Source organism: Amycolatopsis vancoresmycina, assembly GCF_000716785.1.
Lineage (GTDB): Bacteria > Actinomycetota > Actinomycetes > Mycobacteriales > Pseudonocardiaceae > Amycolatopsis > Amycolatopsis vancoresmycina.
Window position 1 is genome coordinate 231280 of the sequence record NZ_JNYY01000004.1, and the last position, 24187, is coordinate 255466.

At 71.7% G+C, this 24187-nt stretch carries 27 protein-coding genes and 1 tRNA gene; 18 read left to right on the forward strand and 10 right to left on the reverse strand.

The window, feature by feature from the left end:
- Positions 1 to 6: 6 nt before the first annotated feature.
- The gene (locus OO60_RS10870) at positions 7 to 927 is read right to left on the reverse strand and encodes a cation diffusion facilitator family transporter (RefSeq protein ID WP_003085268.1); all 921 of its coding nucleotides are present in this window, start codon (positions 925 to 927) and stop codon (positions 7 to 9) included.
- Between the two features lie 154 nt (positions 928 to 1081).
- The gene (locus OO60_RS10875; RefSeq protein ID WP_003085266.1) at positions 1082 to 1501 is read right to left on the reverse strand and encodes a MarR family winged helix-turn-helix transcriptional regulator; all 420 of its coding nucleotides are present in this window, start codon (positions 1499 to 1501) and stop codon (positions 1082 to 1084) included.
- 98 nt (positions 1502 to 1599) lie between these two features.
- Here OO60_RS10875 and OO60_RS10880 point away from each other — a divergent pair, with 98 nt between their 5' ends.
- Positions 1600 to 2439, forward strand: coding sequence for an SDR family oxidoreductase (locus OO60_RS10880; RefSeq protein WP_003085265.1), 840 nt, complete (start codon positions 1600 to 1602; stop codon positions 2437 to 2439).
- On the opposite strand, the gene OO60_RS10885 is transcribed toward OO60_RS10880, so the two are convergent.
- On the reverse strand, positions 2436 to 3536 hold the full coding sequence (locus tag OO60_RS10885; protein WP_003085263.1) for an epoxide hydrolase family protein: 1101 nt from the start codon (positions 3534 to 3536) through the stop codon (positions 2436 to 2438). The genes OO60_RS10880 and OO60_RS10885 overlap by 4 nt on opposite strands.
- A 150-nt stretch (positions 3537 to 3686) precedes the next feature.
- Here OO60_RS10885 and OO60_RS10890 point away from each other — a divergent pair.
- The 6 genes from OO60_RS10890 (at position 3687) to OO60_RS10915 (ending at position 7778) form a co-directional block, all read left to right on the forward strand.
- Positions 3687 to 3759: transfer RNA gene (locus OO60_RS10890), tRNA-Arg, on the forward strand.
- A gap of 433 nt (positions 3760 to 4192) precedes the next feature.
- Positions 4193 to 5245 carry a C40 family peptidase gene (locus OO60_RS10895; RefSeq protein WP_051767670.1) on the forward strand — a complete coding sequence of 351 codons (1053 nt, stop codon included), beginning with the start codon at positions 4193 to 4195 and terminating at the stop codon, positions 5243 to 5245.
- Between the two features lie 119 nt (positions 5246 to 5364).
- Positions 5365 to 5754: a DUF6153 family protein gene (locus tag OO60_RS10900; RefSeq protein ID WP_003085259.1), complete on the forward strand. Its 390-nt coding sequence runs from the start codon at positions 5365 to 5367 to the stop codon at positions 5752 to 5754.
- Between the two features lie 53 nt (positions 5755 to 5807).
- A complete protein-coding gene (locus tag OO60_RS10905; RefSeq protein ID WP_033261279.1) occupies positions 5808 to 6386 on the forward strand; it encodes a DUF305 domain-containing protein in 579 nt (192 codons plus the stop codon).
- A gap of 97 nt (positions 6387 to 6483) precedes the next feature.
- Entirely contained in the window at positions 6484 to 6846 is a 363-nt protein-coding gene (locus OO60_RS10910) for a BlaI/MecI/CopY family transcriptional regulator (protein WP_033261280.1), read from the forward strand.
- The gene (locus OO60_RS10915; protein WP_033261281.1) at positions 6843 to 7778 is read left to right on the forward strand and encodes a M56 family metallopeptidase; all 936 of its coding nucleotides are present in this window, start codon (positions 6843 to 6845) and stop codon (positions 7776 to 7778) included. The genes OO60_RS10910 and OO60_RS10915 overlap by 4 nt, the downstream gene beginning before the upstream one ends.
- 6 nt (positions 7779 to 7784) lie before the next feature.
- Here the strand turns inward: OO60_RS10915 and OO60_RS10920 are convergent, their stop codons facing one another.
- From OO60_RS10920 to OO60_RS10930, 3 genes are read right to left on the reverse strand one after another with little or no spacing between them, the layout of a single operon-like run.
- Positions 7785 to 10013 (reverse strand): heavy metal translocating P-type ATPase, encoded by a 2229-nt coding sequence (locus OO60_RS10920; protein ID WP_004559126.1) that lies wholly within the window; start codon positions 10011 to 10013, stop codon positions 7785 to 7787.
- Complete coding sequence (locus OO60_RS10925) at positions 10010 to 10909, reverse strand: hypothetical protein (RefSeq protein ID WP_004559127.1); 900 nt, start codon at positions 10907 to 10909, stop codon at positions 10010 to 10012. The genes OO60_RS10920 and OO60_RS10925 overlap by 4 nt, the downstream gene beginning before the upstream one ends.
- 14 nt (positions 10910 to 10923) lie before the next feature.
- Positions 10924 to 11130, reverse strand: a complete 207-nt coding sequence (locus OO60_RS10930; RefSeq protein ID WP_004559128.1) for a heavy-metal-associated domain-containing protein — start codon at positions 11128 to 11130, stop codon at positions 10924 to 10926.
- A gap of 251 nt (positions 11131 to 11381) precedes the next feature.
- On the opposite strand from OO60_RS10930, the gene OO60_RS10935 reads away from it, so the two are divergent.
- Together OO60_RS10935 and OO60_RS10940 are read left to right on the forward strand one after the other, a co-directional pair.
- Positions 11382 to 12542 carry a right-handed parallel beta-helix repeat-containing protein gene (locus OO60_RS10935; protein WP_004559129.1) on the forward strand — a complete coding sequence of 387 codons (1161 nt, stop codon included), beginning with the start codon at positions 11382 to 11384 and terminating at the stop codon, positions 12540 to 12542.
- Between the two features lie 98 nt (positions 12543 to 12640).
- The gene (locus OO60_RS10940; RefSeq protein ID WP_004559130.1) at positions 12641 to 12916 is read left to right on the forward strand and encodes a YggT family protein; all 276 of its coding nucleotides are present in this window, start codon (positions 12641 to 12643) and stop codon (positions 12914 to 12916) included.
- Here the strand turns inward: OO60_RS10940 and OO60_RS10945 are convergent.
- Positions 12913 to 13563 carry a TetR family transcriptional regulator C-terminal domain-containing protein gene (locus tag OO60_RS10945; RefSeq protein ID WP_004559131.1) on the reverse strand — a complete coding sequence of 217 codons (651 nt, stop codon included), beginning with the start codon at positions 13561 to 13563 and terminating at the stop codon, positions 12913 to 12915. The genes OO60_RS10940 and OO60_RS10945 overlap by 4 nt on opposite strands.
- 121 nt (positions 13564 to 13684) lie before the next feature.
- Here OO60_RS10945 and OO60_RS10950 point away from each other — a divergent pair, with 121 nt between their 5' ends.
- Both OO60_RS10950 and OO60_RS10955 read left to right on the forward strand, forming a co-directional pair.
- Positions 13685 to 14875: an FAD-dependent monooxygenase gene (locus OO60_RS10950; protein ID WP_004559132.1), complete on the forward strand. Its 1191-nt coding sequence runs from the start codon at positions 13685 to 13687 to the stop codon at positions 14873 to 14875.
- Between the two features lie 69 nt (positions 14876 to 14944).
- Positions 14945 to 15931, forward strand: a complete 987-nt coding sequence (locus tag OO60_RS10955; protein ID WP_033261343.1) for an MCE family protein — start codon at positions 14945 to 14947, stop codon at positions 15929 to 15931.
- Here the strand turns inward: OO60_RS10955 and OO60_RS10960 are convergent.
- Together OO60_RS10960 and OO60_RS10965 are read right to left on the reverse strand one after the other, a co-directional pair.
- Positions 15928 to 16674 carry a class I SAM-dependent methyltransferase gene (locus OO60_RS10960; protein ID WP_004559134.1) on the reverse strand — a complete coding sequence of 249 codons (747 nt, stop codon included), beginning with the start codon at positions 16672 to 16674 and terminating at the stop codon, positions 15928 to 15930. The genes OO60_RS10955 and OO60_RS10960 overlap by 4 nt on opposite strands.
- Positions 16671 to 17588: a proteasome assembly chaperone family protein gene (locus OO60_RS10965; RefSeq protein ID WP_004559135.1), complete on the reverse strand. Its 918-nt coding sequence runs from the start codon at positions 17586 to 17588 to the stop codon at positions 16671 to 16673. Before OO60_RS10965 ends, OO60_RS10960 begins: the two co-directional genes overlap by 4 nt.
- Before the next feature lie 173 nt (positions 17589 to 17761).
- Between OO60_RS10965 and OO60_RS10970 the strand changes: the two genes are divergently transcribed.
- The 7 genes from OO60_RS10970 (at position 17762) to OO60_RS11000 (ending at position 22781) form a co-directional block, all read left to right on the forward strand.
- Entirely contained in the window at positions 17762 to 18271 is a 510-nt protein-coding gene (locus tag OO60_RS10970; RefSeq protein WP_081656019.1) for a PH domain-containing protein, read from the forward strand.
- The gene (locus OO60_RS10975; protein ID WP_033261282.1) at positions 18268 to 19803 is read left to right on the forward strand and encodes a PH domain-containing protein; all 1536 of its coding nucleotides are present in this window, start codon (positions 18268 to 18270) and stop codon (positions 19801 to 19803) included. The genes OO60_RS10970 and OO60_RS10975 overlap by 4 nt, the downstream gene beginning before the upstream one ends.
- 82 nt (positions 19804 to 19885) lie before the next feature.
- Positions 19886 to 20581 (forward strand): 3-keto-alpha-glucoside-1,2-lyase-like domain-containing protein, encoded by a 696-nt coding sequence (locus tag OO60_RS10980; protein ID WP_004561808.1) that lies wholly within the window; start codon positions 19886 to 19888, stop codon positions 20579 to 20581.
- Positions 20582 to 20713: 132 nt separating this feature from the next.
- Positions 20714 to 21499 (forward strand): IclR family transcriptional regulator, encoded by a 786-nt coding sequence (locus OO60_RS10985; RefSeq protein WP_033261283.1) that lies wholly within the window; start codon positions 20714 to 20716, stop codon positions 21497 to 21499.
- A 31-nt stretch (positions 21500 to 21530) separates the two neighbouring features.
- A complete protein-coding gene (locus tag OO60_RS10990) occupies positions 21531 to 22034 on the forward strand; it encodes a GNAT family N-acetyltransferase (RefSeq protein ID WP_004561809.1) in 504 nt (167 codons plus the stop codon).
- Between the two features lie 133 nt (positions 22035 to 22167).
- On the forward strand, positions 22168 to 22365 hold the full coding sequence (locus OO60_RS10995) for a hypothetical protein (RefSeq protein WP_004561810.1): 198 nt from the start codon (positions 22168 to 22170) through the stop codon (positions 22363 to 22365).
- Positions 22365 to 22781: a VOC family protein gene (locus OO60_RS11000; RefSeq protein WP_004561811.1), complete on the forward strand. Its 417-nt coding sequence runs from the start codon at positions 22365 to 22367 to the stop codon at positions 22779 to 22781. The genes OO60_RS10995 and OO60_RS11000 overlap by 1 nt, the downstream gene beginning before the upstream one ends.
- 112 nt (positions 22782 to 22893) lie before the next feature.
- On the opposite strand, the gene OO60_RS11005 is transcribed toward OO60_RS11000, so the two are convergent.
- Positions 22894 to 24162, reverse strand: a complete 1269-nt coding sequence (locus OO60_RS11005) for an aminotransferase family protein (protein ID WP_004561812.1) — start codon at positions 24160 to 24162, stop codon at positions 22894 to 22896.
- Positions 24163 to 24187: the final 25 nt, after the last annotated feature.

The window sequence follows — 24187 nt, forward strand, 5'->3', positions numbered from 1 at the left end:
CTCGCTTCACCAGGACAGTTCCTGGCAGCGGCGCGCGCACTGGGGCGCCTCGACCTGCAGCGTCGCGTGCTCGATCGCGTACCGCGACGACAGCAGGTTCTGTGCCTCCGTCAGCACGTCCGACTGCTTCGCGGGCGGCGCCAGCGTCAAGTGCGCCGAAGCGACCTCCATGCCCGACGTCAGCGTCCAGACGTGCAGGTCGTGCACGTCCGCCACGCCCGGGAGCGCGGACAGCTCCGCGTTGATCGCGCCGACGTCGACGCCCTGGGGCGCGTGCTGGAAGAGGATGCGCAGCGCGCGCCGGGCCAGTATCCACGTTCGGGGCAGCACGAACAGCCCGATCGCCACCCCGATGATCGGGTCGGCGTAGCGCCAGCCCGTCAGGAGCGTCACCGCGCCGCTGACCAGCACGCCGACCGAGCCGATCAGGTCGGCCAGGACCTCGAGGTACGCACCGCGGACGTTGAGGCTCTCCTTCGCTCCCGAACGCAGCACCGCGAACGACACGATGTTGGCCAGCAGGCCCGCGGTCGCGGCCAGCAGCACCGGGAGGCCGGGCACCGACGGCGGGTCGCTGATCCGGCCGATCGCCTCGACGAGGACGTACCCCGCGACGCCGAACAGCAGGATCGCGTTGCCGAGCGCGGCCAGCACCTCCGCGCGGTAGAGGCCGAAGGTGCGGCTGACCGTCGGGCCGGAGCGCCGGGCCAGGACGATCGCGGCCAGCGCCATGCCGACCCCGAGGACGTCGGTGAACATGTGTGCCGCGTCGGAGATCAGAGCCAGAGAGCCGGTCGCGAAGCCGACGACGAACTCGAGCACCATGAAGCCGGCGCCGACGCCGAGGGCGATGGTCAGGCTCCGCACGTACCGGCCCGACGCACTCGCCGGCTCGATCGCGTGCCCGTGGCCGTGTCCGTGCCCCATTCCGCCTCCGTTCCCGGTTCGCCGTCGGGCCAAACATATAGTCGAATGCGCATATATGCAACAGAGGGCAGCCTAAGTTCACCCACCCGAAAACTACCGCGACTGGAGCATGCCCACCAATCCACCAGGCGGGGTTTCCCACCCGGCGGATTTGTCACGCTTCGCCGTCGACCATCCGCTGCAGCAGCTCGCGCAATCGGACACGCTCCTCCGGAGCAAGCGCGGCCAGCGGTTCCGCGGCGAAGCCGAGCGCGCGCCGGAAGTTGCGGGCCAGTACCGCGCCCGCCGGTGTGGCGACGATGTTCTTGATGCGCCGGTCGCGCTCGTCCGGGCGCCGCTCCACCAGGCCCCGCGCTTCGAGGCGGTCGATGATCCCGGTCACGTTCGACCGCTCGGACTTCAGCTTCTCCGCGATCCGGTGCATCGGCAGCGGCTCCCGGAGCGCGGCGAGCACCTTGGCCTGCACCGTCGTCAGACCCTGCGACGACGCCGCGGCATCGTAGGACTCGGTGAACCGGTCGACGATCCGCGCGAGCAGGGCGACGACGTCGTCGGTGATCGGGTCAGCGCTCATCCCCTGATGATAGCGGGATAGTTGACTACCTGAACCATCCATGTCTATAGTGATTTTAGTTCACTACATTAATCATCATCCACCTGAAGCAGGTAGCCATGACCAGCAACGACCGCGTCGCCCTCATCACCGGCACCTCCACCGGAATCGGTCTCGCCACCGCGGTGCAGGCCGCCCGGCGCGGCTTCCGCACGGTCGCCACCCTCCGCGACATCGCCCGCGCCGACCGGCTGCGCAATGCCGCGGACGACGCCGGCGCGGAGCTGGACGTCCGCCCGCTCGACGTCACCGACGCGCAGTCCGTCGGCGCGGCGTTCGAAGGCGTCCTCGCCGACTACGGCCGCCTGGACGTCCTGGTCAACAACGCCGGCGCCGGCCACCTCGGCACGCTCGAGCAGGAGCCGCTCTCGGCGCTGCGCGACACCATGGAGGTCAACTTCTTCGGCGTCGCCGAGGCGACGAAGGCCGCGCTGCCGGCGCTGCGCGCGAGCGGCGGCCGCCTGATCACGGTGACCAGCGTCGGCGGCGTGGTCGGCCAGCCCTTCAACGAGGCGTACTGCGCGGCGAAGTTCGCCGTCGAAGGACTGATGGAGTCACTGGCGCCGGTCGCCGCGGCGCAGGGCGTCACGGTGTGCGTCGTCGAGCCGGGCGCGGTCGCGACGGAGTTCGTCACCAACGTCGGCGTCGACGAGCGGCTCTTCGCCGAGGCCGGCCCGTACGCCGGCTCCCTCGAAAAGTACATCGCCAACGTCACGCAGTCGTTCCGGAGCGCGCAGACCGCCGACGAGGTCGCCGCGGTGATCCTGGACGCGATGACGGCGGACGCGCCCCCCTTCCGGATCCAGACGTCGAAGCAGGCCGAGGAGTTCGCCGCGGTCAAGTTCGCCGACCTGGACGGCTCGGCCGTTCAGCGGCTGACCGGCGGCTGGCTCGCCTAACGCACGAGCCGGAAGAACCCGCGGACCTGCCCGACGAACAACTCGGGTTGTTCGAGCGCGGCGAAGTGCCCGCCGACGGGCAGCTCCTCGAACCACCGCAGGTCGGTGTAGCGCTGTTCGGCCTGCCGCCGCGACGGCCGGACGATCTCCTTGGGGAACACCGAAACCCCGGCCGGAACATCCACTGTGGACAGATCGCGGTCGTTGTTCTCCCAGTACATCCGCGCGGACGAGGCCGCGGTCGCGGTGAACCAGTAGACGGAGACGGCGTCCAGGATGCGCCGCCGGTCGACGGCGTCCTCCGGGTGCCCCTTGTGGTCGGTCCAGGCCCAGAACTTCTCGGCGATCCACGCGGCCTGCCCGGCCGGCGAATCGGTGAGGCCGTAGCCGAGCGTCTGCGGCCGGGTGCCCTGCTGGGCGGAGTAGCCGCTGCCGGTCCGCCGGAACTCCTCGAGATCGGCGAGGGCCCGGCGCTCGCCGGGCGTGGGGTCGGCGGTGTCCATCCGCACCGGCGCGAAGTTGACGTGCACCCCGGCCACCCGCCCGGACCGCGCGAGGGCGTTCGTGACGGCGGCGCCCCAGTCGCCGCCCTGGGCGCCGTAGCGGTCGTAGCCGAGCGACGTCATCAGCTTGTCCCACAGCTCGGCCACCCGCGCGATCTTCAGCGCGGGCTTGTCGCTCCACCCGAACCCGGGCAGCGACGGCACGACGACGTGGAAGGCGTCGGCGGGGTCGCCGCCGTGGCGCGCGGGGTCGGTGAGCGGCCCGATGACGTCGAGGAACTCGAGCACGGACCCGGGCCACCCGTGCGTGAGCACGAGCGGCAGCGCACCGGGCACCGGCGACCGGACGTGCAGGAAGTGCAGCCCGACCCCGTCGACGGTGGCCCGGAACTGCGGGAACGCGTTGAGCCGCCCGGCGAACCCGAAGTCGTACTCCTCACCCCAGTCGCGGCAGAGTTCGCGCACGTAGGCGAGCGGAACACCCTGCGACCAGTCCCCGACGGTCTCGGCCTCGGGCCACCGGGTCCGCCGCAACCGCTCCCGCAGGTCGGCGACATCGCCCTCGTCGAGCGGTACCCGGAACGGCTCGGCCATCTCGGCTCCTTCAGGTGGGCCTCCCACGCTAGCGACGTCGGCCCGAATCGATCAACTTCATGCCCCTGACCAGCGCAATCGTTCATCGGCCCACCTGCGGAACGGGGGTCTCGGGGCATGCGCTAAGCTTGTCGAGTCGCCCAGCGATGGGCCCTCGTAGCTCAGGGGATAGAGCACTGCCCTCCGGAGGCAGGTGTCGCAGGTTCGAATCCTGCCGAGGGCACTTCAGGGATGTGAACGGGAGAGATGTCGGAACCGACGTCTCTCCCTTTTTCTGTTTCGGCTGTGCACCCGATCTCGTTCGCTGAGCCGGCACCGTTCGCCGAGGACCGCCTACTATGCCGGGTAGCAGCAGATATCGCTTGCGGCGCCAGGGAAGACGCCGTCGCGGTGGATCTTTCTTCCGCTGGAAGGTAGACGCGGGCGGCGAGTTTTCGTAGCCTGTCCGTGATCTCGCGGCAGCAGCTGCCGAGCGGGCAGCGACGCGACATCACCGCCGGGTAAGGCTTTTTCGGGAAGCCGGGAACCGGAAGCACACGGCACAGCTCACCAGGTGCGGACAAGCACGCCCTGCTGCGCGCCGGGGACGAAGCGCTCCCGGCTCGGCGTCCTGCGTGCCGACCGGCGGACGACGAGCAAAGGAGACCCGCGCGACCGTGCAGTCGCATTCCCTCAGGCGCGTGGTTTCAGGTGTCCTGGCCGCGACTTCGGTGATCCTCGTGGTCACCGTCGCCCAGCCGACGGCCACCGCCGCCCCAGTCCCCTTCCTGCAAGCTCCGCCCTCCGGGTCGGACGCACTGGCCAAGTACCGCGACCTCGCGGCCCAGGCCGAAAAGCTCAACGAAGACCTGCTCAAAGCCCAGGAAGACCTCAAGGCCAAGCAGGCCGACCTCGACAAGGCCACCAGCGACGTCAACGCGGCGAAGGACCAGGCCGCCGCGGCGAGTGAAAACCAGAAGAGGTACCAAGCCGAGGTCGACAAGTTCGCCGGGGCGTCCTTCACCAGCGGCGTCCAGCTCAACAAGCTTTCCGCCCTGCTGTCCGGCACGTCCACTCAGGACTTCCTCGACCGGTCCTCGGCCCTGGAAGTGCTGGCCTCGGGCAAGAACGCGTCGCTGGACAACCTCACCGGCACCATCCGGCAGGCCACCGATGCCGCCAACAAGGCCGCCGACGCCGCGAAACGGGCGCAGGACGCGCGGGACACCGCGGCGAAGCTGACCCAGGACATCGAGGCCAAGCAGAAGACGCTCAACGACCAGATCGAGCAGATCAAGGCCGCCGACAAGACCCTGAGCGCGGCGGACAAAGCAGCTCAGCGCGACACCGGCGGCAAGGCGCCCGACGTCAAGGCTCCGACCGCGGCCGCGCAGATCGCGGTGGACGCGGCACTGAGCAGGCTCGGCAAGCCGTACGTCTGGGGCGCCACCGGTCCCGATTCGTTCGACTGCTCCGGCTTGCTGCTGTGGGCCTACGGCAAGGCCGGCATCACCCTGCCCCGCAACTCCGCGGCGCAGGCCCAGTTCGGCACCCCGGTGCCGCGCAGCCAGCTGCAGCCCGGGGACCTCGTCGCCTACTACTCGCCGGTCTCGCACATCGGCATGTACATCGGCGACGGCAAGATGGTGCACGCGCCGACCAGCGGCGACGTCGTCAAGATTTCGCCGCTGCAGAGCCAGTACGCCGGGGCGACCCGGCCGACGGCCTGACCTCCGGGCCGGACCGGGCGACGCCGCCCGGTCCGGCCCGGCAACTACTAATTCAGTTCGTACTAAGCCGGACCGTAGACTGGTTTTCGTGACCGACGCGGGTTGAGTACCGTAGAGGTATGGCGACGCCCCGGCTCGGCAAGGCACAGCGGGTTCTCCTGCTGTGCGCGCTCGCGCTCTGCGTTGTCGCCATGCACCACGTCAGCGCGGCCATGAACCACCAGGGCTCCGCCGCGATGCCGGTCATGCAGACGGCGCAGGCCGAGCTGACGGCGGACTCCGGCGAGCAGCACCCCGGCATGCCGGACGGCGTCCACAACCTCCTTCACCTCTGCCTGGCCATCATCTCCGCCGTAGTGGCCCTTTTCCTTGCGCTCACGGCATTGGCCTGGTCTCGACCGTCGGCGGTCGCCGCACCGGCGAGTCCCCGCGGCTCCCCGCACCCCGGACGGCCACCCGACAGACGTGGCCGCGCGATCCTCACTTCTCTCTGCGTTCTGCGGACCTGACCGGCCGCGTTCCCCGCGGTCTTCCAGCAGCAACCCACAGAGAAGGATTTGCCATGCCCAAAAACCTGCTCGCCGGCGCCGTCGCCGTCGCGTCCGCGCTCGTGCTGAGCTCGTGCAGCAGCAGCGATCAGCCGTCCATGCCGGGGATGAGCTCCAGCTCGCCTGCCCCGTCGCCGGGCCAGGAGGCGGCCGGCCACAACGCCGACGACGTCGCGTTCGCCCAGCAGATGGTTCCGCACCACAGCCAGGCGCTCGACATGGCGAAGCTGGTGCCGTCCCGCAGCACCAACCCCAAGGTCATCGACCTGGCGAGCCGGATCGAGAAGGCCCAGGACCCGGAGATCCGGCAGATGCAGGGCTGGCTGACCACCTGGGGCGCCGGGATGGGCCACGGATCGATGCCGGGCATGATGTCCGGCGCCGACACGCAGAAGCTCGGCCAGGCCAAGGGCGCCGAGTTCGACAAGATGTGGCTCGGCATGATGATCGAGCACCACCAGGGCGCGGTCGAGATGGCCAAGACCGAGCTCACCAAGGGCAGCAACGCCGACGCCAAGGCGCTGGCCCGGAAGATCATCGATGCCCAGCAAGCCGAGATCACCGAGATGCAGGGCCTGCTTTCGCAGAGCTGATCGTCGTGACGGCTGCCCCGGGCGAATCCGGGGCGGCCGTCACCGCGTGCCGGCAACTCCTCGGCCGGCACTGGGTATCCTGCGGCGCGGAGGTGCCATGCTGAAGCTGGGCGAGCTCGAGGCGTCGGTCATGGACGTGCTCTGGAGCGCGACGGAACCGATGCGGGTCCGCGAGGTGCTCGACGAGCTCAACCGGCACCGCGACCTGGCCTACACCACCGTGATGACGGTGCTGGACAACCTGCACCGCAAGGGCTGGGTCGTCCGCGAGATGGCGAACCGCGCCTACCACTACACCGCGAGCACGTCCCGCGAGGAAGCCACCGCGCACACGCTGCGGGAGCTGCTCGACACCGGCGGCGACCGGGAGTCGGTGCTGCTGCACTTCGTGCGTTCGGCGTCGGAGGAAGAGTCGGAATTCCTCCGCAAGGCGCTGCGCCGGAAGCCGCGCAAGCGGTGATCACCGCGGCGGCGCTGCTGCTCGGGGTGCTGGTGGTCGGCTGGTGGTCGCCGCGGCCGCTGAGCAGGCTCTCCGCTCTGGTCGGCCCGGGCACCGCGCTCGCCTGGTGGTTGCTGACCGCGGCCGGGCTCGTCGTCGGAACCATGGCCGGCGTCCTGCTGCTGGTCCTGCCCGGACACGGCCCGGCGGCCGCCGTCCTGGCCGTGCTGCACGACTGCTGGGCCGCGGTCGGTCACGGCGAGCTGCCCGCGCTCGACCCGATCGCCGGGGGCGCGGCGGCCGCCGTCGTGCTGGCCGCGGCCACCCGGCTCGCGCTGGTCTCGGCCGGACGCCGACGGCGTCACGCCGTCCTGCACCGCCGCCACCTGGTCGCGCTCCAGCTGTCCGGCGCGGGCGGCGACGGGCCGCTGCCGACCCTCTGGGTGCCGCGGGACGAGCCGGTCGCCTACAGCCTCGGCGGCCGCCGGGCGCTGATCGTCGCCAGCACGGGGTTGAAGGACCGGCTGTCGGCTCGGGAGCTGCACGCGGTCCTGGCGCACGAGCGGGCCCACGTCCGCGGCCGGCACCACCTGCTCACCGCGGTGGCGGACGTCCTGGGCCGCACGCTGGGGTTCGTCCCGCTGCTGCGGGAGCTGCCCGGCGCGGTCCGGCTGCTGGTCGAACTGGCGGCCGACCGGGCGGCGGCGGCGCAGTGCGGCGCCGGGCCCCTGCGGTCCGCGCTCCTGGCGATCCGGGCGGTCGAAGGGCCCCGGCGGTCCTTGGCCATGGCGGGTGGTGACACCGCGATCCGGCTGCAGCGGCTCACCGCCCGCACCGGCCCGCGGCTGGTGACCCGGGCGGCGGCCGTCGCGGGCGGGTTCGCCGCGCTGGTCGCGCCGGCCGCGGTCGCCGTCGCCCTGGTGGCCGGGACCAGCCTCGTCTGGTGCCCGTGAGGCCGGTCAGCTCGCCGCGCGGAACCCGCGCAGGCGGAGGCTGTTGCTGACCACGAACACCGAGCTGAACGCCATCGCCGCCCCCGCGATCATCGGGTTCAGCAGGCCCGCCGCGGCCAGCGGCAGGGCGGCGACGTTGTAGGCGAACGCCCAGAACAGGTTGCCCTTGATCGTCCGCAGCGTCCGCCGCGACAGCCGGATCGCGTCCACGGCCGCCCGCAGGTCGCCGCGCACCAGCGTCAGGTCCGCGGCTTCGATCGCCACGTCGGTCCCGGTGCCCATGGCCAGGCCGAGGTCGGCCTGGGCCAGTGCGGCGGCGTCGTTGACGCCGTCCCCGACCATGGCCACGACCTTGCCCTCGTCCTGGAGCCGCCGGACGACGTCGACCTTGTCCTTCGGCAGGACTTCGGCGATCACCCGCCCGATCCCGACCTCGGCGGCCACCGCCTTCGCGACGGCCTCGTTGTCCCCGGTCAGCAGCACCGGGGTCAGGCCGAGCCCCGTCAGCTTCGCGACCGCCTCGGCCGAGGTCGGCTTCACCGTGTCGGCGACGACCAGGACCGCGCGGGCCCGTCCGTCCCAGCCGACCGCGACCGCCGTCCGGCCGAGCTGCTCGGCTTCGGCCTTCGCGGAAGCCAGCGCGTCGGGCAGCGGCAGACTCCACTGTTCCAGCAGCGTGGTCCGCCCGACGATCACGGCCGCACCGTCGACGACACCCTGGACGCCGAGCCCCTCCACGTTCGTGAAGTCCCCGACTTCGGGCAGGTCGCCGACCTGATCCCGCGCGCCGCGGGCGATCGCTTGGGCGATCGGGTGCTCGGAAGCGTTCTCCAGGGCACCGGCCAGCCGCAGCACGTCGTCCGCCTCGACGCCGTCGGCGGGGTGGACGCCGGCCAGCGCCATCCGGCCGGTGGTGACGGTGCCGGTCTTGTCCAGCACCACGGTGTCCACCCGCCGCGTCGACTCCAGCACCTCCGGCCCCTTGATCAGGATGCCCAGCTGCGCGCCACGGCCGGTGCCGACCAGCAGCGCGGTCGGCGTCGCCAGCCCGAGCGCGCACGGGCAGGCGATGATCAGCACGGCCACCGCGGCGGTGAAGGCCGCCGACGCCGAGCCGCCCGCACCGAGCCAGAAGGCCAGCGTGCCCACGGCCAGGGCGATCACGATCGGGACGAAGACCGCCGACACGCGGTCGGCCAGCCGCTGGACCTGGGCTTTCCCGGTCTGCGCGGCCTCGACCAGCTTCGCCATCTGCGCCAGCTGCGTGTCGGCCCCGATCCGCGTCGCCCGCACGACCAGGCGGCCGCCCGCGTTGACGGTCGCGCCGGCCACGGAGTCACCGGGACCGGCCTCCACCGGCACGCTTTCGCCGGTGAGCATGCTCGCGTCGACCGCCGAGCTGCCGTCCTCGATCACGCCGTCGGTGGCGATCTTCTCGCCGGGCCGCACCACGAACCGGTCCCCCACCTGCAGCCGGTCGACGGGAATGCGCTCCTCGCGGCCGTCCCGCAGGACGGCGACGTCCTTCGCGCCCAGCTCGAGCAGCGCCCGCAGGGCGGCGCCGGCGCGGCGCTTGGAGCGGGCCTCGAAGTAGCGGCCGGCCAGGATGAACGTCGTCACGCCCGCCGCGACCTCGAGGTAGATGTTGCCGTCGCCGGCCATCCGCTCGATGGTCAGCTCGAACGGGTGCTTCATCCCCGGGACGCCCGCACTGCCCCAGAGCAGCGCGTACAGCGACCAGAGGAACGCGGCCAACGTGCCGAGCGAGATCAGCGTGTCCATCGTCGCCGCACCGTGGCGCAGGTTCGCCCAGGCGGCGCGGTGGAACGGCCACGCACCCCACACCAGGACCGGCGCGGCGAGCGTCAGCGAAATCCACTGCCAGTAGGTGAACTGCAGGGCCGGCACCATCGCCAGCAGCACGACGGGCAGCGACAGCAGCGCCGACACGACCAGCCGCTGCAGCAACGCCCGGGCCGGGTCTTCGCCCTCGGGTGTCTCTGGCTTCGGGGTGGGCAGCGTGGCGCCGTAGCCCGCGGCCTCGACCTGCTCCACCAGCCGCTGCGGCTCGACGTCGCCGGAGTAGACGACCTTCGCCTTCTCGGTGGCGTAGTTGACCGTGGCGGTCACGCCGTCGAGCTTGTTGAGCTTCCGCTCGATCCGCATCGCGCACGACGCGCACGTCATCCCGGTGATGGCCAGCTCGACCTCGCCGGTTGCCACATCGGTGCTCATGCCCCGGCTCCTTCTCGTGTGTCGACGGTGAACTCGGCCGTGCGGACCTTCCCGGCGTGCCGGAAGTCCAGGAACAGCCGGTAGGTGCCCGCCGAGGGGACTTCGGCGTGGAACGTCACCGCGGGGCCCGCGGGGGTCCGGCCGTCGCCGGGTTCGCCGTCCGGGTGGACGTGCAGGTAGGCGAGGTCACCGCCGCGGAGGGCCACGAGGTGACCGTACGCGCCGAGGTAGGGCTGCAGGCCGGTGACGGGTTCGCCGTCCTTCGTGACCGTGACGGTGACCTTCGACGTGCTGCCGGGCACCAGGTCGCCGTCGAGCCGGACCCGATATCCGTCCACAGTGGACGTCCTCGACGGTGCGTGGTCCACCGGCCGGAAGTCGCCCGGCGCCACGAGGTCCACGCCCAGCGTCGTCGCCGCGGCGCCGGTCGGCTTGAAGTCGGCGAAGGCGCGATAACTGCCCGCGTCCCTGATGGACAGCGGCACGCTCCACGTGCCGTCGGCCGCGAGGTCGGGGTGCACGTGCTGGAACTCGGCGGTGTCCCGCCGGACGACGACGAGGTGCAGCCGCTTCTCGTGCTCGACGTCGAACCCGGTCACCGCGTGCCCGTCCGGACCGGTGATGCGGAAGGTGAAGGGCGTGTTCGTCCCGGGAGTGAGCGTCGCACTGGTGGGCGTGAGGGTGTAGCCGCCCCTGGCCGACGCGAGCCCACCGGGCTCGGGGTGCTCGGCCTCCGCGACGGTGCCGCTGTGGGTGTCCCCGTGCCCGGCGTCCTCGCCGCCGGGCACTCCAGCCGCGCCGGAGAAGGGACCGACCGCGGTGCCGCCCGCCCAGGCGCCGCCGGCGACCAAGGCGAGCGCCGCACCGTAGGCGGAGAGCTTCGCTGCTGTGTTCATGTCCGTGTCCCCGCTCAGGCGGTCAGCTCGTAGCCGGCTTCCTCGACGGCGCCGCGCACGTCCGCGACATCGAGGGCCGTGCCGCTGCGCACGGTCACCTTCCCGGTCGGCAGGTCCACGACGACGCCGGTGACGCCGTCGATCCCGCCGATCTCCTCGGTGACCGAACGCACGCAGTGGTCGCAGGTCATGCCGGTCACGGTGTAGGTCTGCTCGCTCATGCCACCTTTATACCCTAGGGGGGTAGGGTAGACAACCAGCTTCCGGCCCTCGGCGACCATGACGACAGTCCCAGCCAGGTCCGGCGGCCGGCGCCACCGCTCTGAAAGCGTTTTCAGTGCAGACGACCCGCTTGGCCCACTCGCGCCCGGCACCCCCGGTGCTACCGTCGCCTCACCGAAGATCCCGTTCCCCGCCAACGCTGGGAGCGCTCTCGGATTCGGTGTCGATTCCTGCCCGCAAGGAGGCGCGCATGACTTCGTCCGCCAGCATAAAGAAAGCGCTTACCGCAGCCGCCGCACTGGTCACCGCGGCCGCGCTGGCTCCGCCGGCCACGGCCGCCGCCGCCACCCTCTACGTCGCACCCGGCGGCAAGGACTCCGCCGCCGGGACGCAGGCCGATCCCACCACCCTGCCCGCGGCACTCGGCCGGATCACCGCCGGTGGCACCATTTCCCTGCGCGGCGGCACCTATTCCTACACCCAGACGGTCACCATCGCCCCCGCCAACAGCGGCACGTCCGGCGCCCGCAAGACGCTGTCGGCCTACCCCGGCGAAACCCCCGTGCTGAACTTCTCCGCCATGAAGGAAGACCCGGCCAACCGCGGGCTCGCGCTGAACGGGTCGTACTGGCGGGTCACCGGCATCGTCGTCGAACGCGCCGGGGACAACGGGATCTTCGTCGGCGGCAGCAACAACGTCGTCGAACGCGTCGTGACCCGCTTCAACCGCGACTCCGGGCTGCAGATCTCGCGCATCGCGTCGAGCACCCCGAAGGACCAGTGGCCGTCGAACAACCTCGTCGTCAGCTCCGAATCGCACGACAACGCCGACTCCGACGGCGAAGACGCCGACGGCTTCGCCGCGAAACTCACCGCCGGCCCCGGCAACGTCTTCCGCTACGACGTCTCCCACCACAACATCGACGACGGCTGGGACCTCTACACCAAGACCGACACCGGCCCGATCGGCCCGGTGACCGTCGAAGACTCCCTCGCCTACGCCAACGGCACCCTCAGCAACGGCACCGTCAACAAGAACGGCGATCGCAACGGCTACAAGCTCGGCGGCGACAAGATCGCGGTCGACCACGTCGTCCGGCGCGACATCGCCTACCGCAACGGCCACCACGGGTTCACCTACAACAGCAACCCCGGGACCATCACCGTTTCCGACAACGTCGGCATCGACAACGCCGAACGCAACTTCTCCTTCGACACCGGGACCTCGGTGTTCCGCAACGACACGTCGTGCCGCTTCGCCGGTGGCGGGTCGAACGACAAGACCGTGGGCAGCGTCGACGGCTCCGACCAGTTCTGGACCGGCAAGAACGGGTCCCGGTGCCCGGCCTACGCCGGGACGATGAAGTGGTCCTTCGCCGCCGACGGCCGGCTCGTGGTCACGTTCGGGTGAGGTCCACGCCGTCAACCTGGTGAAATGCTGTGAACCGGACAGAACTGGCACTCCGCGCGCCGCCCGTGCGTTCTCCCGGGTAGGAGAACGGAGGGACCATGGGTGCACTAGGGACGCTGCTGGGCTTCCTGCTCAGCCTGTACCTGCTCGTGCTCGTCGCGCGGATGGTGCTGGACTGGGTCGGGATGGTGACCGACACGCCGCCGTGGGCGCGGCGCGCCCGTGGCCTGGCCCACGCCGCGACCGAGCCGGTGATCGGGCCGGTCCGGCGGGTCGTGCGGCCGGTGCGGATCGGCGGGATCTCGCTCGACCTCGCCTTCACGCTGGTCTTCGTCGGCGTGATCGTGCTGCGGAGCATCGTCTACGCCCTTTAGAGCGAGCCGCGGAAGCCGGCGGACAGCCGGTCGACGCCGCGTTCCAGCTCGGCGCGCAGGCCACGCAGGTCGACGCCGTCGGGGTCGATGAGGGCCTGCATCGAGATCCCGCGCAGCTGGGCGAGCAGCGCCGAGGCGTAGGAGTCGGGGTCGCGGACGCCGGTGATGGACCCGTCCGCGACCCCGCTGGCCACGGTCTGCGCGATGGCGAACCGGAACCGGCGGTCGGCCTCGGTCAGCGCGCCGCGCAGGCCCGAGTACTCGGCCGCGGCGTCGCCCCAGAGGACGAGGAACGCCTGGTTGAGCGTGGGCATCGTGCGGATCAGCTCGAAGATGATGTCGAGCAGCGCGCGCAGCATGTCCATCGGCGTCGCGGTGGCCGCCCCGGTCCGGGCCGCGACGGCCTCGCTGTAGACGTTCGTGAACTCCTCGACGGCGTGCTCGACGAGCCGCCGTCCGAGCCCGTCCTTGTCGCCGAAGTGCTGGAAGACCACGGACCGCGCGTAGCCGGAGCGGGCGCAGACGCCGCCGATCTTCATCCGGCCGAAGCCCTCTTCGGCGATGAGCTGCGCGGCGGCCGCCAGGATGCGAGCTTCGACGATTTCCTCGCCGTCCCCCTGGATCCGGCCTTCGGCGGAGCGGTCCACCGCGCCATGTTAGCGACTGCAACCGCCCCGCACCGGCCGAACCGTCAGCGGATGGTGCGAGGACCGTCAGCGGCCGTGCGCAGTCTCGGGATCGTCACCACCGACCCGAGAGGAACTCCCGATGACCGACAAGACCGTGCTCGTCTCCGGGGCCGGCATCGCCGGCCCGTCCGCGGCCCACTGGCTGCACCGCGGTGGCTACCGCGTGACCGTCGTCGAGTCCGCGCCCGCGCCGCGGCCCGGCGGCCAGGCCGTCGACTTCCGCGGTGAACAGGTGAAGCTGCTGGCCGCGATGGGCGTCCTCGACGAAGTCCGCCGGTACGAGACCGCGATGGGCGACCAGACCGTGCTCGGCCTCGACGGCCGTCCCGCGCTGACCGTGCCCGGCGCCGCCTGGAGCGGGGAAGTCGAAATCCTGCGCGGCGATCTCGCGCGGATCCTCCACGAGCACACCGCGGCCCACACCGAATACGTCTTCGGCGACCGCGTCACGAGCCTCACCGAGACCGCCGACGGCGTCGAAGTCACCTTCTCGCGCGGGCCGTCGCGGAAGTTCGACCTGGTCGTCGGGGCCGACGGCGTGCACTCCGGGGTGCGGGCCGCCGCGTTCGGGCCGGAGCGGGACTTCCGGCGCGACCTGGGCTTCGGCATCGCCGGCTTCACCGCGCCCAACCACCTCGGGCTCGACTACACCAGCGTGATGTACAACGAGCCCGGCCGCGGCCTCAGCGTGGGCAGCCACCGGCTGCCGGGCAAGCTGCACGTCAACCTGGTCTTCGCCGCCGACGACATCGAGTTCCACCGCCGCACGCCCGGCGAGCAGCGCGCGCTGCTCGCGCAGCTGTTCGCCGGCACCGGGTGGGAGACGCCGAAGCTGCTCGACGCGCTCCCGGCGGCCGACGACCTGTACGTCGACTCGATCAGCCAGATCCACCTCGATCGGTGGTCGCGCGGCCGGGTCGTGCTGCTCGGCGACGCCGCCTGGTGCGCCGGGCCCGGCGGGTCCGGCACCGGGCTGGCGATGATGGGCGCGCAGGTGCTGGCCGGGGAACTCACGGCGGCCGGCGGCGACCACGTGACGGCGTTCGCGAAGTACGAGCAGCGGCTGCGCAAGCCCGCCACGGTCGGGCAGAAGAACGGCAAGGGCTCCGGCAACTTCCTCGCGCCGCGCACGGCCGCGAAGATCCGCAGCCGCAACCGCGCCTACCGGATGCTGAGCACGCGCGTCTTCGGCAGCATCTTCACCTGGATGACCGACCGGGCGGCGAACGCGCTCGAGTACCGCGAGTACCCCGCGCTGACCGCCGCGTGAGGCGCCGATCTTCGTCTCATCGGGGGATCCGGCTGGCGGCCCGGCGTGACCCGCGTCACCCTCGACGCCATGTCACCACGCCGGGCCGCCGAGACCCCGATCAAGACGGCGCTCGCCGGGCTGGCCGTGCTCACCCTGGGCGTGGTCACCGCGCTGAACGCGCGGTCCCTGCCGGTGATCGGGGACGGCACGACGTATTCGGCGGAGTTCAGCGAGGCGGCCGGGCTCGCCGACGGCAACGACGTCCGGATCGCCGGCGTCGAAGTCGGCCACGTGTCGGACGTGCAGCTGCGCGGCGACCACGTGCTCGTTTCGTTCCGGGTCAAAGGTGCGTGGCTGGGTGACGCGACGGGTGCGTCGATCCGGCTGAAGACCGTGCTGGGCCAGCAGTACCTCGCCCTCGACCCGCAGGGCGCCGGCACGCTCGACCCGGGGACGCCGATCCCGCGGTCCCGCACCGCCGTGCCCTACGACATCCTGGCGGCGTTCGGCCGTCTTTCGTCCACAGTGGACCACATCGACACCGCGCAGCTGGCGAAGAGCTTCGACACGCTGTCGGCGACGCTGGCGGACACACCGCAGAGTGTCCGCGCCGCGCTCACCGGGCTGTCGCGGCTGTCGGACTCACTCGCGTCGCGTGACAGCCAGCTGGCCGCGCTGCTGGGCAACACCCGCGTCGTCTCGCAAACGCTCGTCGACCGCGACGCCGCCGTGCGGCAGCTGCTGGCCGACGGGAACCAGCTGCTCGGCGAGGTCGGCAACCGCGAGACCGCGATCAGCACGCTCCTCGACGGCTCGCGGCAGCTCGCCACCGAACTGTCCGGCCTGATCAGTGACAACGAAGCGCAGATCGGCCCGGTGCTCACCCAGCTCGACCGGCTGACGTCGATGCTGCAGCGCAACCAGGACGCCCTCGCCGCCGGCATCCGGGGCCTGGCGCCGCTGGTCCGGCTCGGCACGAACATCGCCGGGAGCGGCCGGTTCATCGACGGCTACCTGTGCGGGCTGCTCCTGCCCTCGATCGGGCCGCTCAACGAAGAGGGCTGCCACGGCTAGCAGTCCGCGTTCGCCACGATCAGCCGGAATCCGGCGTCCCACTCCGGCAGCTCCAGCAGCCCGGCGTGCTCGTCGTGCCAGCGGCCGGATTCCAGGTCCGCGCGCAGGCGGGCGATGCCGCGGTCCACCGCCGCCGCCGGTGTCTGCGCGAGCGCCGAGCACGACCGGCGCACCGCCGGGTCGAGGTAGGCCGCCGGCCGCCGCCAGTACGCCGGGAAGACGCCGTCGGTGAAGTCCCACGGCACCGGCAGCACGTGCACCGCGGACGCGCCGAGGAACTCCGCGATCTCCGGCGCCGACGGACGGGACCGTTCCAGCTCGGCGACCTCCGGCACGTACTCCCGCACGAACCAGAAGTCGTTGTGCAACGCGGTGTCGTAGGCCAGCACGACTTGACGACGGGAAACCCGGCGCAGCTCGCCGAGACCGCGGCGCCAGTCACCCCAGTGGTGCACGGTCAGCACCGCGAGCGCGGCCTCGAACACCGATGGCGCGAACGGCAGCGCCTCCGCGACCGCGCGCACGACCGGGGCAGCGCCGGGCGCCCGCTGCCGGATCATCTCCGCGGACGGCTCCACCGCGACGACCCGCCGATCGGGCGGCTCGTACGAGCCCGTCCCGGACCCGACGTCGAGCACCGAAGCAGTGTCGCCGAGAGCGTCGAGGACCGCCGCGAGCCAGCGCGGATCGGTCCGCCTCCCGAGTGCGTAGCCGACGCCGATCTCGTCGTAGCGCGCGCTCACCGTTCGGGGCCGTCGCCGCCGTTCTGCTCCGCGAGGAAGCGCTCGAACTGCGAGCCGAGCTCCTCGGCCGTCGGCATGTGCTCGACGGACTCCGCGAGCAGGCTGCCCCGCTCGGACGCCTCGATGAACGTGTCGTACTGGCGCTCCAGCGCGCGGACGACGTCGGCGACCTCGTCGGACTCCGCGACCTGCCGGTTGATCTCGGCGTCGGCCAGCTCCGCGGCCGCGCGCAGCTCCCCCTCGGCCAGGCTCAGGCCGGTCGAGCGGCTCAGCGCGTCGAGCACGATCAGCGACGCGGCCGGGTACGTCGACTGCGCGAGGTAGTGCGGCACGTGCGCGGCGAAGCCCATGGCGTCGTGGCCCCACTCGCCGAGCCGGTACTCCAGCAGCGCGGCGAGGCTGCCCGGCACCTGCAGCCGGTTCGGCAGCGGCTGGTTGTCGCCGATCAGGTCCTTGCGGGTGGCGTGCGCGGTGACGCCGAGCGGGCGCGTGTGCGGCGCCCCCATCGGGATGCCGTGGAACCCGGCGGTCAGCCGGACGCCCCAGCGCTCGACCAGGTTGCGGACCGCCGCGCAGAACCGCTCCCAGTCGTGGTCCGGCTCCGGGCCGGACAGCATCAGGAACGGCGTGCCGTCGGTGTCGTGCAGCAGGTGCACCACCAGCTCGGGCGCGTCGTAGTCCTCCCAGTGGTCGACGGCGTAGGTCATCGTCGGCCGCCGCGAGCGGTAGTCGATGAGCCGGTCGACGTCGAAGCGGGCGACCACCCGGTGCTCCCCGCCCAGCAGGTGCTCGGCCAGCAGACGGCCCGCCGAGCCCGCGTCCATGAACCCCTCGAAGTGGTGCAGCAGCACCGCGCCGGTCAGGTCGGGGACGTCCGAGTCCACCTCGTACAGGTCGTCGGGATCGAGTCCCACCGGGTCCTCCTGCTCTCCGCTACACCAATCCGTCAAGCACAACACACCCCGAGTGGGATTCCATTCCGCCGACGGTGTCGCCGATCGTAACGGCACGCGTTCGAAGCCGGTTCGGATCGGCATCGTGACATGTGTCGTGGGCGCGCAAGGCCCCGATCGGGCACGCTTGGGGCGTGAGCGAACACACCACGAGCACGGCGTTGCAGCTGCGGCCGCCGGCGCACCGGGTCAGCCGCCGGGCCATCGGCTACTGGACGGTCACCGCCTCGATCCTGTGGATCATCCTGATCGGCGTGCAGACGCTCATCGTGGTGACCAGCGACGACGCGCCGTCGTTCCTGACCGTGACGCTGGTGCTCTCCTGCGTGCTCGGCCCGCTGCACCTGATCGTGATGCCGCAGTGGCGCTACCGCGTGCACCGCTGGGAGGTCACCGGCGAGGCCGTCTACACGCAGTCCGGCTGGCTGAAGCAGGAGTGGCGGATCGCGCCGGTGTCGCGGATCCAGACCGTCGACATCGAGCGCGACCCCTTCGAGCAGCTGTTCGGGCTGGCGAAGATCACCGTGACGACGGCGTCCGCGGCGGGCCCGCTGCGGATCTCGGGCCTGGCGCACGACCGCGCGCTCGCGCTGGCCGACGAGCTGACGAAGACGACGCAGGCCGTCCGGGGCGATGCGACGTGAGCACCGAAGTGATCACTCCGCCCGCGGAAGGCACGCAGGACGCGCCGTGGCACCACCTCGACCGGCGCATGCTGCTCATCCGGCCGGTGCTCGACCTGGTGAAGTCGCTCCCGGTGCTGCTGGGCGCGCTGCTGTTCGGCCACGGCGAGCCGTGGCAGTGGATCGGCCTCGTGTTCACCGCGATCGCCGTGTTCACCGGTGTCTCGCACGTGCTGACCTCGCGCTACCGGATCACCGAGTCGCAGGTCGAGTGGCGCACCGGGCTGCTGCAGCGCAAGCACCGGGCCGTTCCCCGCGACCGGATCCGGACGGTCGACGTCACCTCCGAGCCGAAGCACCGGCTGTTCTCGCTGGCCGCCGCGCGGATCGGCACCGGGCGGCACTCGCACGGCAAGGGGCCGGGCAAGGACGAGCTCGTCCTCGACGCCGTCACCATCGCCGAGGCCCAGCGGCTGCGGACGCTCCTGCTGCACCGCAAGGCCGAGGCCGCCGCCGGGGAATCCGCCGCCGCGCCGCCGGAGCAGCTGATCGCCGCGGTCGACAAGCGGTGGCTGCGGTACGCGCCGTTCACGTTGTCGGGGCTGGCCGTGGTCGGCGCGGCCGTCGGCACGGTCTACCACTTCGCGCACGAACTGCACTTCGACCCGATCCAGTTTTCGCTGGTCCAGGCGGTCGTCGGGCACTTCGCCGAGACACCGGCGTGGGTGAGCGTGGTGCTCGCCGCCGTCGGCCTGCTGGTGCTCGTCTCGCTGCTGTCGGTCGGCGGGTACGTGCTGTCGTTCTGGAACTTCCGGCTCACCCGCGAACCGGCGGGCACGCTGCACGTCCGGCGCGGGCTGATCACCACGCGGTCGGTGTCGATCGAGGAGGACCGCCTGCGCGGCGCGGAAATCCGGGAGCCGCTGCCGCTGCGGCTGGCCGGCGGCGCCCGCTGCGTCGCCGTCGCCGCCGGCCTGCGGGAGGGCAAGAGCGCGGACAAGGGCGGCAGCCTCCTGCTGCCGCCAGCCCCGCTGGCGCGCGCGCACGAAGTCGTCGCGCAGGTGCTCGGCACCGACCCGGCCGCGGCGCCGCTGGTGCGGCACCCGCGCCGCGCGCTGTACCGGCGGCTCTCGCGGGCCGTCCTCGGCGTGCTGCTGCTCGCCGCGGCGCTGTACGGCCTGGCGTGGCTCGGCGCGCTGCCGGACTGGCCGTGGCAGGTCGCGCTCGTGCTGGTGCCCTTCGCCGCGCTCGTCGGCTGGGACCGCTACCGCGGCCTCGGGCACGCCCTCGCCGGCCGGTACCTGGTGACGCGGTCGGGTTCGCTGGACCGCGGCACGGCGGCGGTCCGCTGCGACGGGCTGACCGGGATCGTCGTCGAGCGCTCGTACTTCCAGCGCCGGGCCGGGCTCGTGACGCTGATCGCGCCGGTCGCCGCGGGCAAGGGCAAGTACCGGGTGCTCGACGTCGGCGAGGCCGACGGGCTGGCGCTCGCCGACCGGGCCGTGCCCGGCCTGCTGACCCCGTTCCTCACCGGTGACCGGGACCGCGGTTGACGGTTCACCGCCGCGGCTCGTAGCGTGCATTCCGCCGTCCGAAACCCTCGACCGCAGTTCGCGTTCACGAGAGGACGGCAGAATGTTTCGCAAGCTCTTCGGCGTGCTGGCCGCGGGGTTCATCGTGGCTTCGGCGCTGGCACCGGCGGCTTCCGCCGCGGACAACCCCTATGGCGACCCGAATCTGGTCTCCATGTTCGACGGCACGGACCTGAGCACGTGGACGTCGTCGAAAGCCGGCCTGTGGTCGGCGAAGAACGGTGTCATCCACGGCAACGGCACCGCGCGCGGCTGGTTGTACTACAACAAACAGCAGGTCGGCACGTTTCGGTGGATATTCAATGTCCGGCAGGTCAAGGGCAACCACAAACCGACCGTGCTGATCTGGGGCACCACCGACCCGATCCGCGACGCGCTGAGCGCCATCCAGTTCCAGCCGCCGAACGGCGGGCACTGGGACTACCGGCCGGGGCACAACGACGGCGGCGGGAAACTGTTCCAGCAGCTGCCGCACACGACCATCGACATCAAGAAGTGGGCGCAGTGCGAGCTGATCGGTGACGCGGCCACCGGCGTGGCGCGGATGGCGTGCTGCCCGCTGACCGGCACGGCGATCACCTGCAAGGGCGTCGAAGTGCTGCGGTTCACCGACAAGACCGCCGGGCGGGTGGGCCCGCTGGCGCTGCAGGTGCACAACTCCGGGATCCAGGACGAGTACCGCGGGCTCTACGTGGAGTCACCGGTGGTGACGAAACCGGGCGAGTTCCTCACGATGTGATGCGGGTGAGCCGGCGGCGGGCCTTTTCCCGGCTTCGCCGCCGGCAATACCTGGCCTTCGTTTCACACAACGTGCTAATTTATTCACCGCGTGTGATAGCGAAGGACGTTTTTGTCTCACCGAGAGGTCACGATGCCGCCTGCCGTCAGCAGCGTCGACGGTTCCGCCACCACTTCCCCGCGCCGCACGCCCGGTGCCAGCAGTTCCCGCAAGGTCCTCCAGTTGCTGCTGGCCTTTTCGGAGCGCCGCTGGGAAGCGAGCGTCGCGGAGCTCGCGGCGACCATCGGCAGCCCGGTGGCCACGACCTACCGCTACGTGGCCCTGCTCAAGGAGCTCCAGCTGCTCGAGGAGGGCCGGGCCGGGCACTACCACCTGACCAGCCAGGTGATGCCGCTGGCGCGAGCCGCGCAGCTGGCCAACGACATGGTGCAGCTGGCGCGGCCGTCGATGGAAGAGGCGGCACGGGAACTCGGCGAGACGGTGATGCTGTTCCAGCAGTTCGGCGACTCCGCCGTGTGCGCGGACCGCGTCGAGTGCGACCGCGCCATGCGGTTCACCTTCGAACCGGGGCATTCGCTGCCGCTCGGCGTCGGCGCGTCCGGCAAGATGCTGCTCGCGCTGCTGCCCGAGATCGAACGCGACCGGCGGTGGGCGTCGATCGTCGAGCAGCGCGGCCCGGCGGTGCGTGACGAGCTGAAGTGGGCGCTGGAGAACCGGTACGCGGTCAGCTCCGGCGAACTCGACGAAGGCGTCTGGGCGTGTTCGGTGCCGGTGCCGACGATCGGCAGGCGGCCGACGGTGCTGAGCCTGGCCGGCCCGGCCGCCCGGATCACCGAGGAGGCCCGGCACACGGCGATCACCGCCCTGCAGGAGTACGCGATCCGCATCCAGCGGGCGATCTCGTCTTATTCGCTGTGAGAAACCGGCGCGGGCGCGTACAACTGCCCGGGTGATCCGGCTCGCGCGCCCCGACGACCTGCCCGCGTTGATCGACGTCGAACGCGAAGCGGGCGAGCTGTTCCGCGCCATCGGCATGGCCGCGATCGCCGACGACGACCCGGGCTCGGTGGCGGAGCTGGCGGTGTACCAGTCGGCCGGCCGCGCGTGGGTGAGCACCGACGCCGCCGACCGGCCGGTGGCCTACCTGCTCGCGGACGTCGTCGACGGGTGCGCGCACATCGAGCAGGTCTCGGTCCGGCCGTCCCACGCTCGGCGCGGGCTCGGCCGCGCCCTGATAGAGACGCTCGCGGAATGGGCGGCCTCGCGCGGGCTGACGGCGTTGACGCTGACGACGTTCGCGGCGGTGCCGTGGAACGCGCCGTACTACGAGCGGCTGGGGTTCCGGGTCGTCCCGGAGACGGAAACCGGCCCCGGGCTGCGCTCGATCCGCCGCGCCGAGGCGGCCCGCGGCCTGGACGCCTGGCCGCGTGTCGCGCTGATCCGACCGCTCTGACCTGCGGTTTTGTTCTTTGCTCCCCTACTTGGGGGAGAGACTGGCGCGGGTGGTCGAACATGTGTTCTACTGTGCCTGCCGGTCCCGGAGGGGGAAGCTCCGCGGGCCGGCCCACAAACTTCGGGAGGTTGTCGTGGCGGTCAAGATCACCCATTTGACGAACGGCCAGCAGGTGCGGTTCGCCAACGCCGACGGCGCCCGCCGGTACGCCGAAATCATGGGCGGCGGCGTGGACAAGTGGCGCTTCACGGTCGTGCCCGAGGACCCGATGCTGCGGAAAATGTCGGACTCGGTCGTTAACGTGCCGGTATGGCGCATGACTTCCAGGTAGTGGTGGATTCGGCCGACCCGCACGTGCTCGCCGACTGGTGGGCCGAGACGCTCGGCTGGACCGTGGAACCGACGGACGAGGACTTCGTCCGCGAGATGATCGCGAAGGGGTACGCGAAGGAGGAGGAAACCCGGACCTACCGCGGGGCACTGGTGTGGAAGACGGGAGCGGGGATCCGCCACCCGGACTCGCCACCGGAGGGGCCACCGCGCCGGATCCTCTTCCAGGAGGTCCCGGAGGCGAAGACGGTCAAGAACCGGGTCCACCTGGACGTGTGGGTGGGCGCGGACAACGTCGAGGCAGCGCTGGAGAAGCTGAAGTCCCGCGGGGCGACGTACCTGTGGCGGGGACGCCAGGGGCCGCACAGCTGGGTGACGATGGCGGACCCGGAGGGCAACGAGTTCTGCATCTCCTGACCCCGGGGTCCTCCGGGACCGGTCGGCGGCGGGCTGGGGGGCCGCCGCCGGCACAAGCGTCGCGAATGACTCATTCGGGACGTCGGAGGTCCCGAATGAGTCATTCGCGGCCTCACATCTGCGCGGCCAGGCGGTCCAAGGCCTTCGGCAGGGCCGCTGCCAGCAGGTCCAGCTCCGGCTCCGCCGCCACCAGCGGCGGGGACACCGCCACTCCCCGGCCCAGGTTCCGCACGATCACGCCCTCGTCCCGGCAGGCCCGCTGCAGCTTGACCGGTGCTCCAGGGTCCGCGTCCATGACTTCCGCCGTCAGCTCGACGGCCGCCAGGAAGCCCAGGCCGGCCCGGACCTCGGCCACCAGCTCGTGCCCGCTCACCCCCGACACCGCGTCGGCCAGGGGTTTCTCCAGCTCGCGGCCGCGGGGGATCAGGCCGTCGCGCTCGTAGATGTCCAGCGTCGCCAAGCCGGCCGCGCACGCCACCGGGTGGCCCGCGTACGTGGCGCCGTGGCGGAAGATCGGCGCTCCCGGTGCTCCCGTGAAGAACGGCTCGGCCACCCGCGGGGCCACGACCAGCGCGCCCAGCGGGATCGTTCCGCCCGTGATGCCCTTCGCCGTCGTGATCATGTCCGGGCGCACCGGCCAGCGGTCGATGCCGAACCACGTGCCCAGCCGGCCCCACGCCGCGATCACGCAGTCCGCCACGAACAGCACCTCGTGCCGGCGGCAGGTCGCCGCCACCTCCTCGAGGTACCCCGCCGGCGGCAGCAGCACGCCGCCGGCGCCGATCACCGGCTCGCAGAAGAACGCCGCGACCCGCGCGGGCCCGACGCGCTCGATCTCCGCCTCCAGCGCCGCCGCGTCGTCGTACGGGACGTGCGAGAAGTCCGGCGGCTGCGGGCCGACGTTCGCCGCGTTCGCCGGGATGCCGCCGACCGCCGTGCCGAAACCGTGCGTGCCGTGGTAGCCCTGGGCGCGGCCGATCACGTGCACCTTCTCCGGCCGCCCGGTGTGCGCGAAGTACGCCCGCGCGAGCTTCACCGCCGTGTCGATCACGTCGCCGCCGCCCGACCCGAAGAACACCTTCGACCCCGGTTCCGGCGCCAGCGCGGCGACGCGGTCCGCCAGCTCGATCGCCGGCTGGTTCGCGTTGTAGCCGAACAGGTTGTACGAGTCGAGCGTCTGCAGCTGCTTGGCGACGGCTTCGGTGATCTCCGGGCGGCCGTGGCCGAAGTTCGCGTACCAGAGCGACGCGGTCGCGTCGAAGTACCGGCGGCCCGCGTCGTCCCAGACGTACGAGCCCTCGCCGCGGGTGATCACCATCCGGTCGCCGTCGACCGCACCCATGTCGGCGAACGGGTGCCACAGGGCGTGCTGTGCTGCCATCGGTCCTCCTCAGTCCTGCCCCCAT

What these genes read in the sequence shown, in the direction of transcription:
- OO60_RS10870 (WP_003085268.1), bottom strand. Translation starts at nt 927, where the DNA reads ATGGGGCACGGACACGGCCACGGGCACGCGATCGAGCCGGCGAGTGCG.
- OO60_RS10875 (WP_003085266.1), bottom strand. Translation starts at nt 1,501, where the DNA reads ATGAGCGCTGACCCGATCACCGACGACGTCGTCGCCCTGCTCGCGCGG.
- OO60_RS10880 (WP_003085265.1), top strand. Translation starts at nt 1,600, where the DNA reads ATGACCAGCAACGACCGCGTCGCCCTCATCACCGGCACCTCCACCGGA.
- OO60_RS10885 (WP_003085263.1), bottom strand. Translation starts at nt 3,536, where the DNA reads ATGGCCGAGCCGTTCCGGGTACCGCTCGACGAGGGCGATGTCGCCGAC.
- OO60_RS10900 (WP_003085259.1), top strand. Translation starts at nt 5,365, where the DNA reads ATGGCGACGCCCCGGCTCGGCAAGGCACAGCGGGTTCTCCTGCTGTGC.
- OO60_RS10905 (WP_033261279.1), top strand. Translation starts at nt 5,808, where the DNA reads ATGCCCAAAAACCTGCTCGCCGGCGCCGTCGCCGTCGCGTCCGCGCTC.
- OO60_RS10910 (WP_033261280.1), top strand. Translation starts at nt 6,484, where the DNA reads ATGCTGAAGCTGGGCGAGCTCGAGGCGTCGGTCATGGACGTGCTCTGG.
- OO60_RS10920 (WP_004559126.1), bottom strand. Translation starts at nt 10,013, where the DNA reads ATGAGCACCGATGTGGCAACCGGCGAGGTCGAGCTGGCCATCACCGGG.
- OO60_RS10925 (WP_004559127.1), bottom strand. Translation starts at nt 10,909, where the DNA reads ATGAACACAGCAGCGAAGCTCTCCGCCTACGGTGCGGCGCTCGCCTTG.
- OO60_RS10930 (WP_004559128.1), bottom strand. Translation starts at nt 11,130, where the DNA reads ATGAGCGAGCAGACCTACACCGTGACCGGCATGACCTGCGACCACTGC.
- OO60_RS10935 (WP_004559129.1), top strand. Translation starts at nt 11,382, where the DNA reads ATGACTTCGTCCGCCAGCATAAAGAAAGCGCTTACCGCAGCCGCCGCA.
- OO60_RS10940 (WP_004559130.1), top strand. Translation starts at nt 12,641, where the DNA reads ATGGGTGCACTAGGGACGCTGCTGGGCTTCCTGCTCAGCCTGTACCTG.
- OO60_RS10950 (WP_004559132.1), top strand. Translation starts at nt 13,685, where the DNA reads ATGACCGACAAGACCGTGCTCGTCTCCGGGGCCGGCATCGCCGGCCCG.
- OO60_RS10955 (WP_033261343.1), top strand. Translation starts at nt 14,945, where the DNA reads ATGTCACCACGCCGGGCCGCCGAGACCCCGATCAAGACGGCGCTCGCC.
- OO60_RS10980 (WP_004561808.1), top strand. Translation starts at nt 19,886, where the DNA reads ATGTTTCGCAAGCTCTTCGGCGTGCTGGCCGCGGGGTTCATCGTGGCT.
- OO60_RS10985 (WP_033261283.1), top strand. Translation starts at nt 20,714, where the DNA reads ATGCCGCCTGCCGTCAGCAGCGTCGACGGTTCCGCCACCACTTCCCCG.
- OO60_RS11005 (WP_004561812.1), bottom strand. Translation starts at nt 24,162, where the DNA reads ATGGCAGCACAGCACGCCCTGTGGCACCCGTTCGCCGACATGGGTGCG.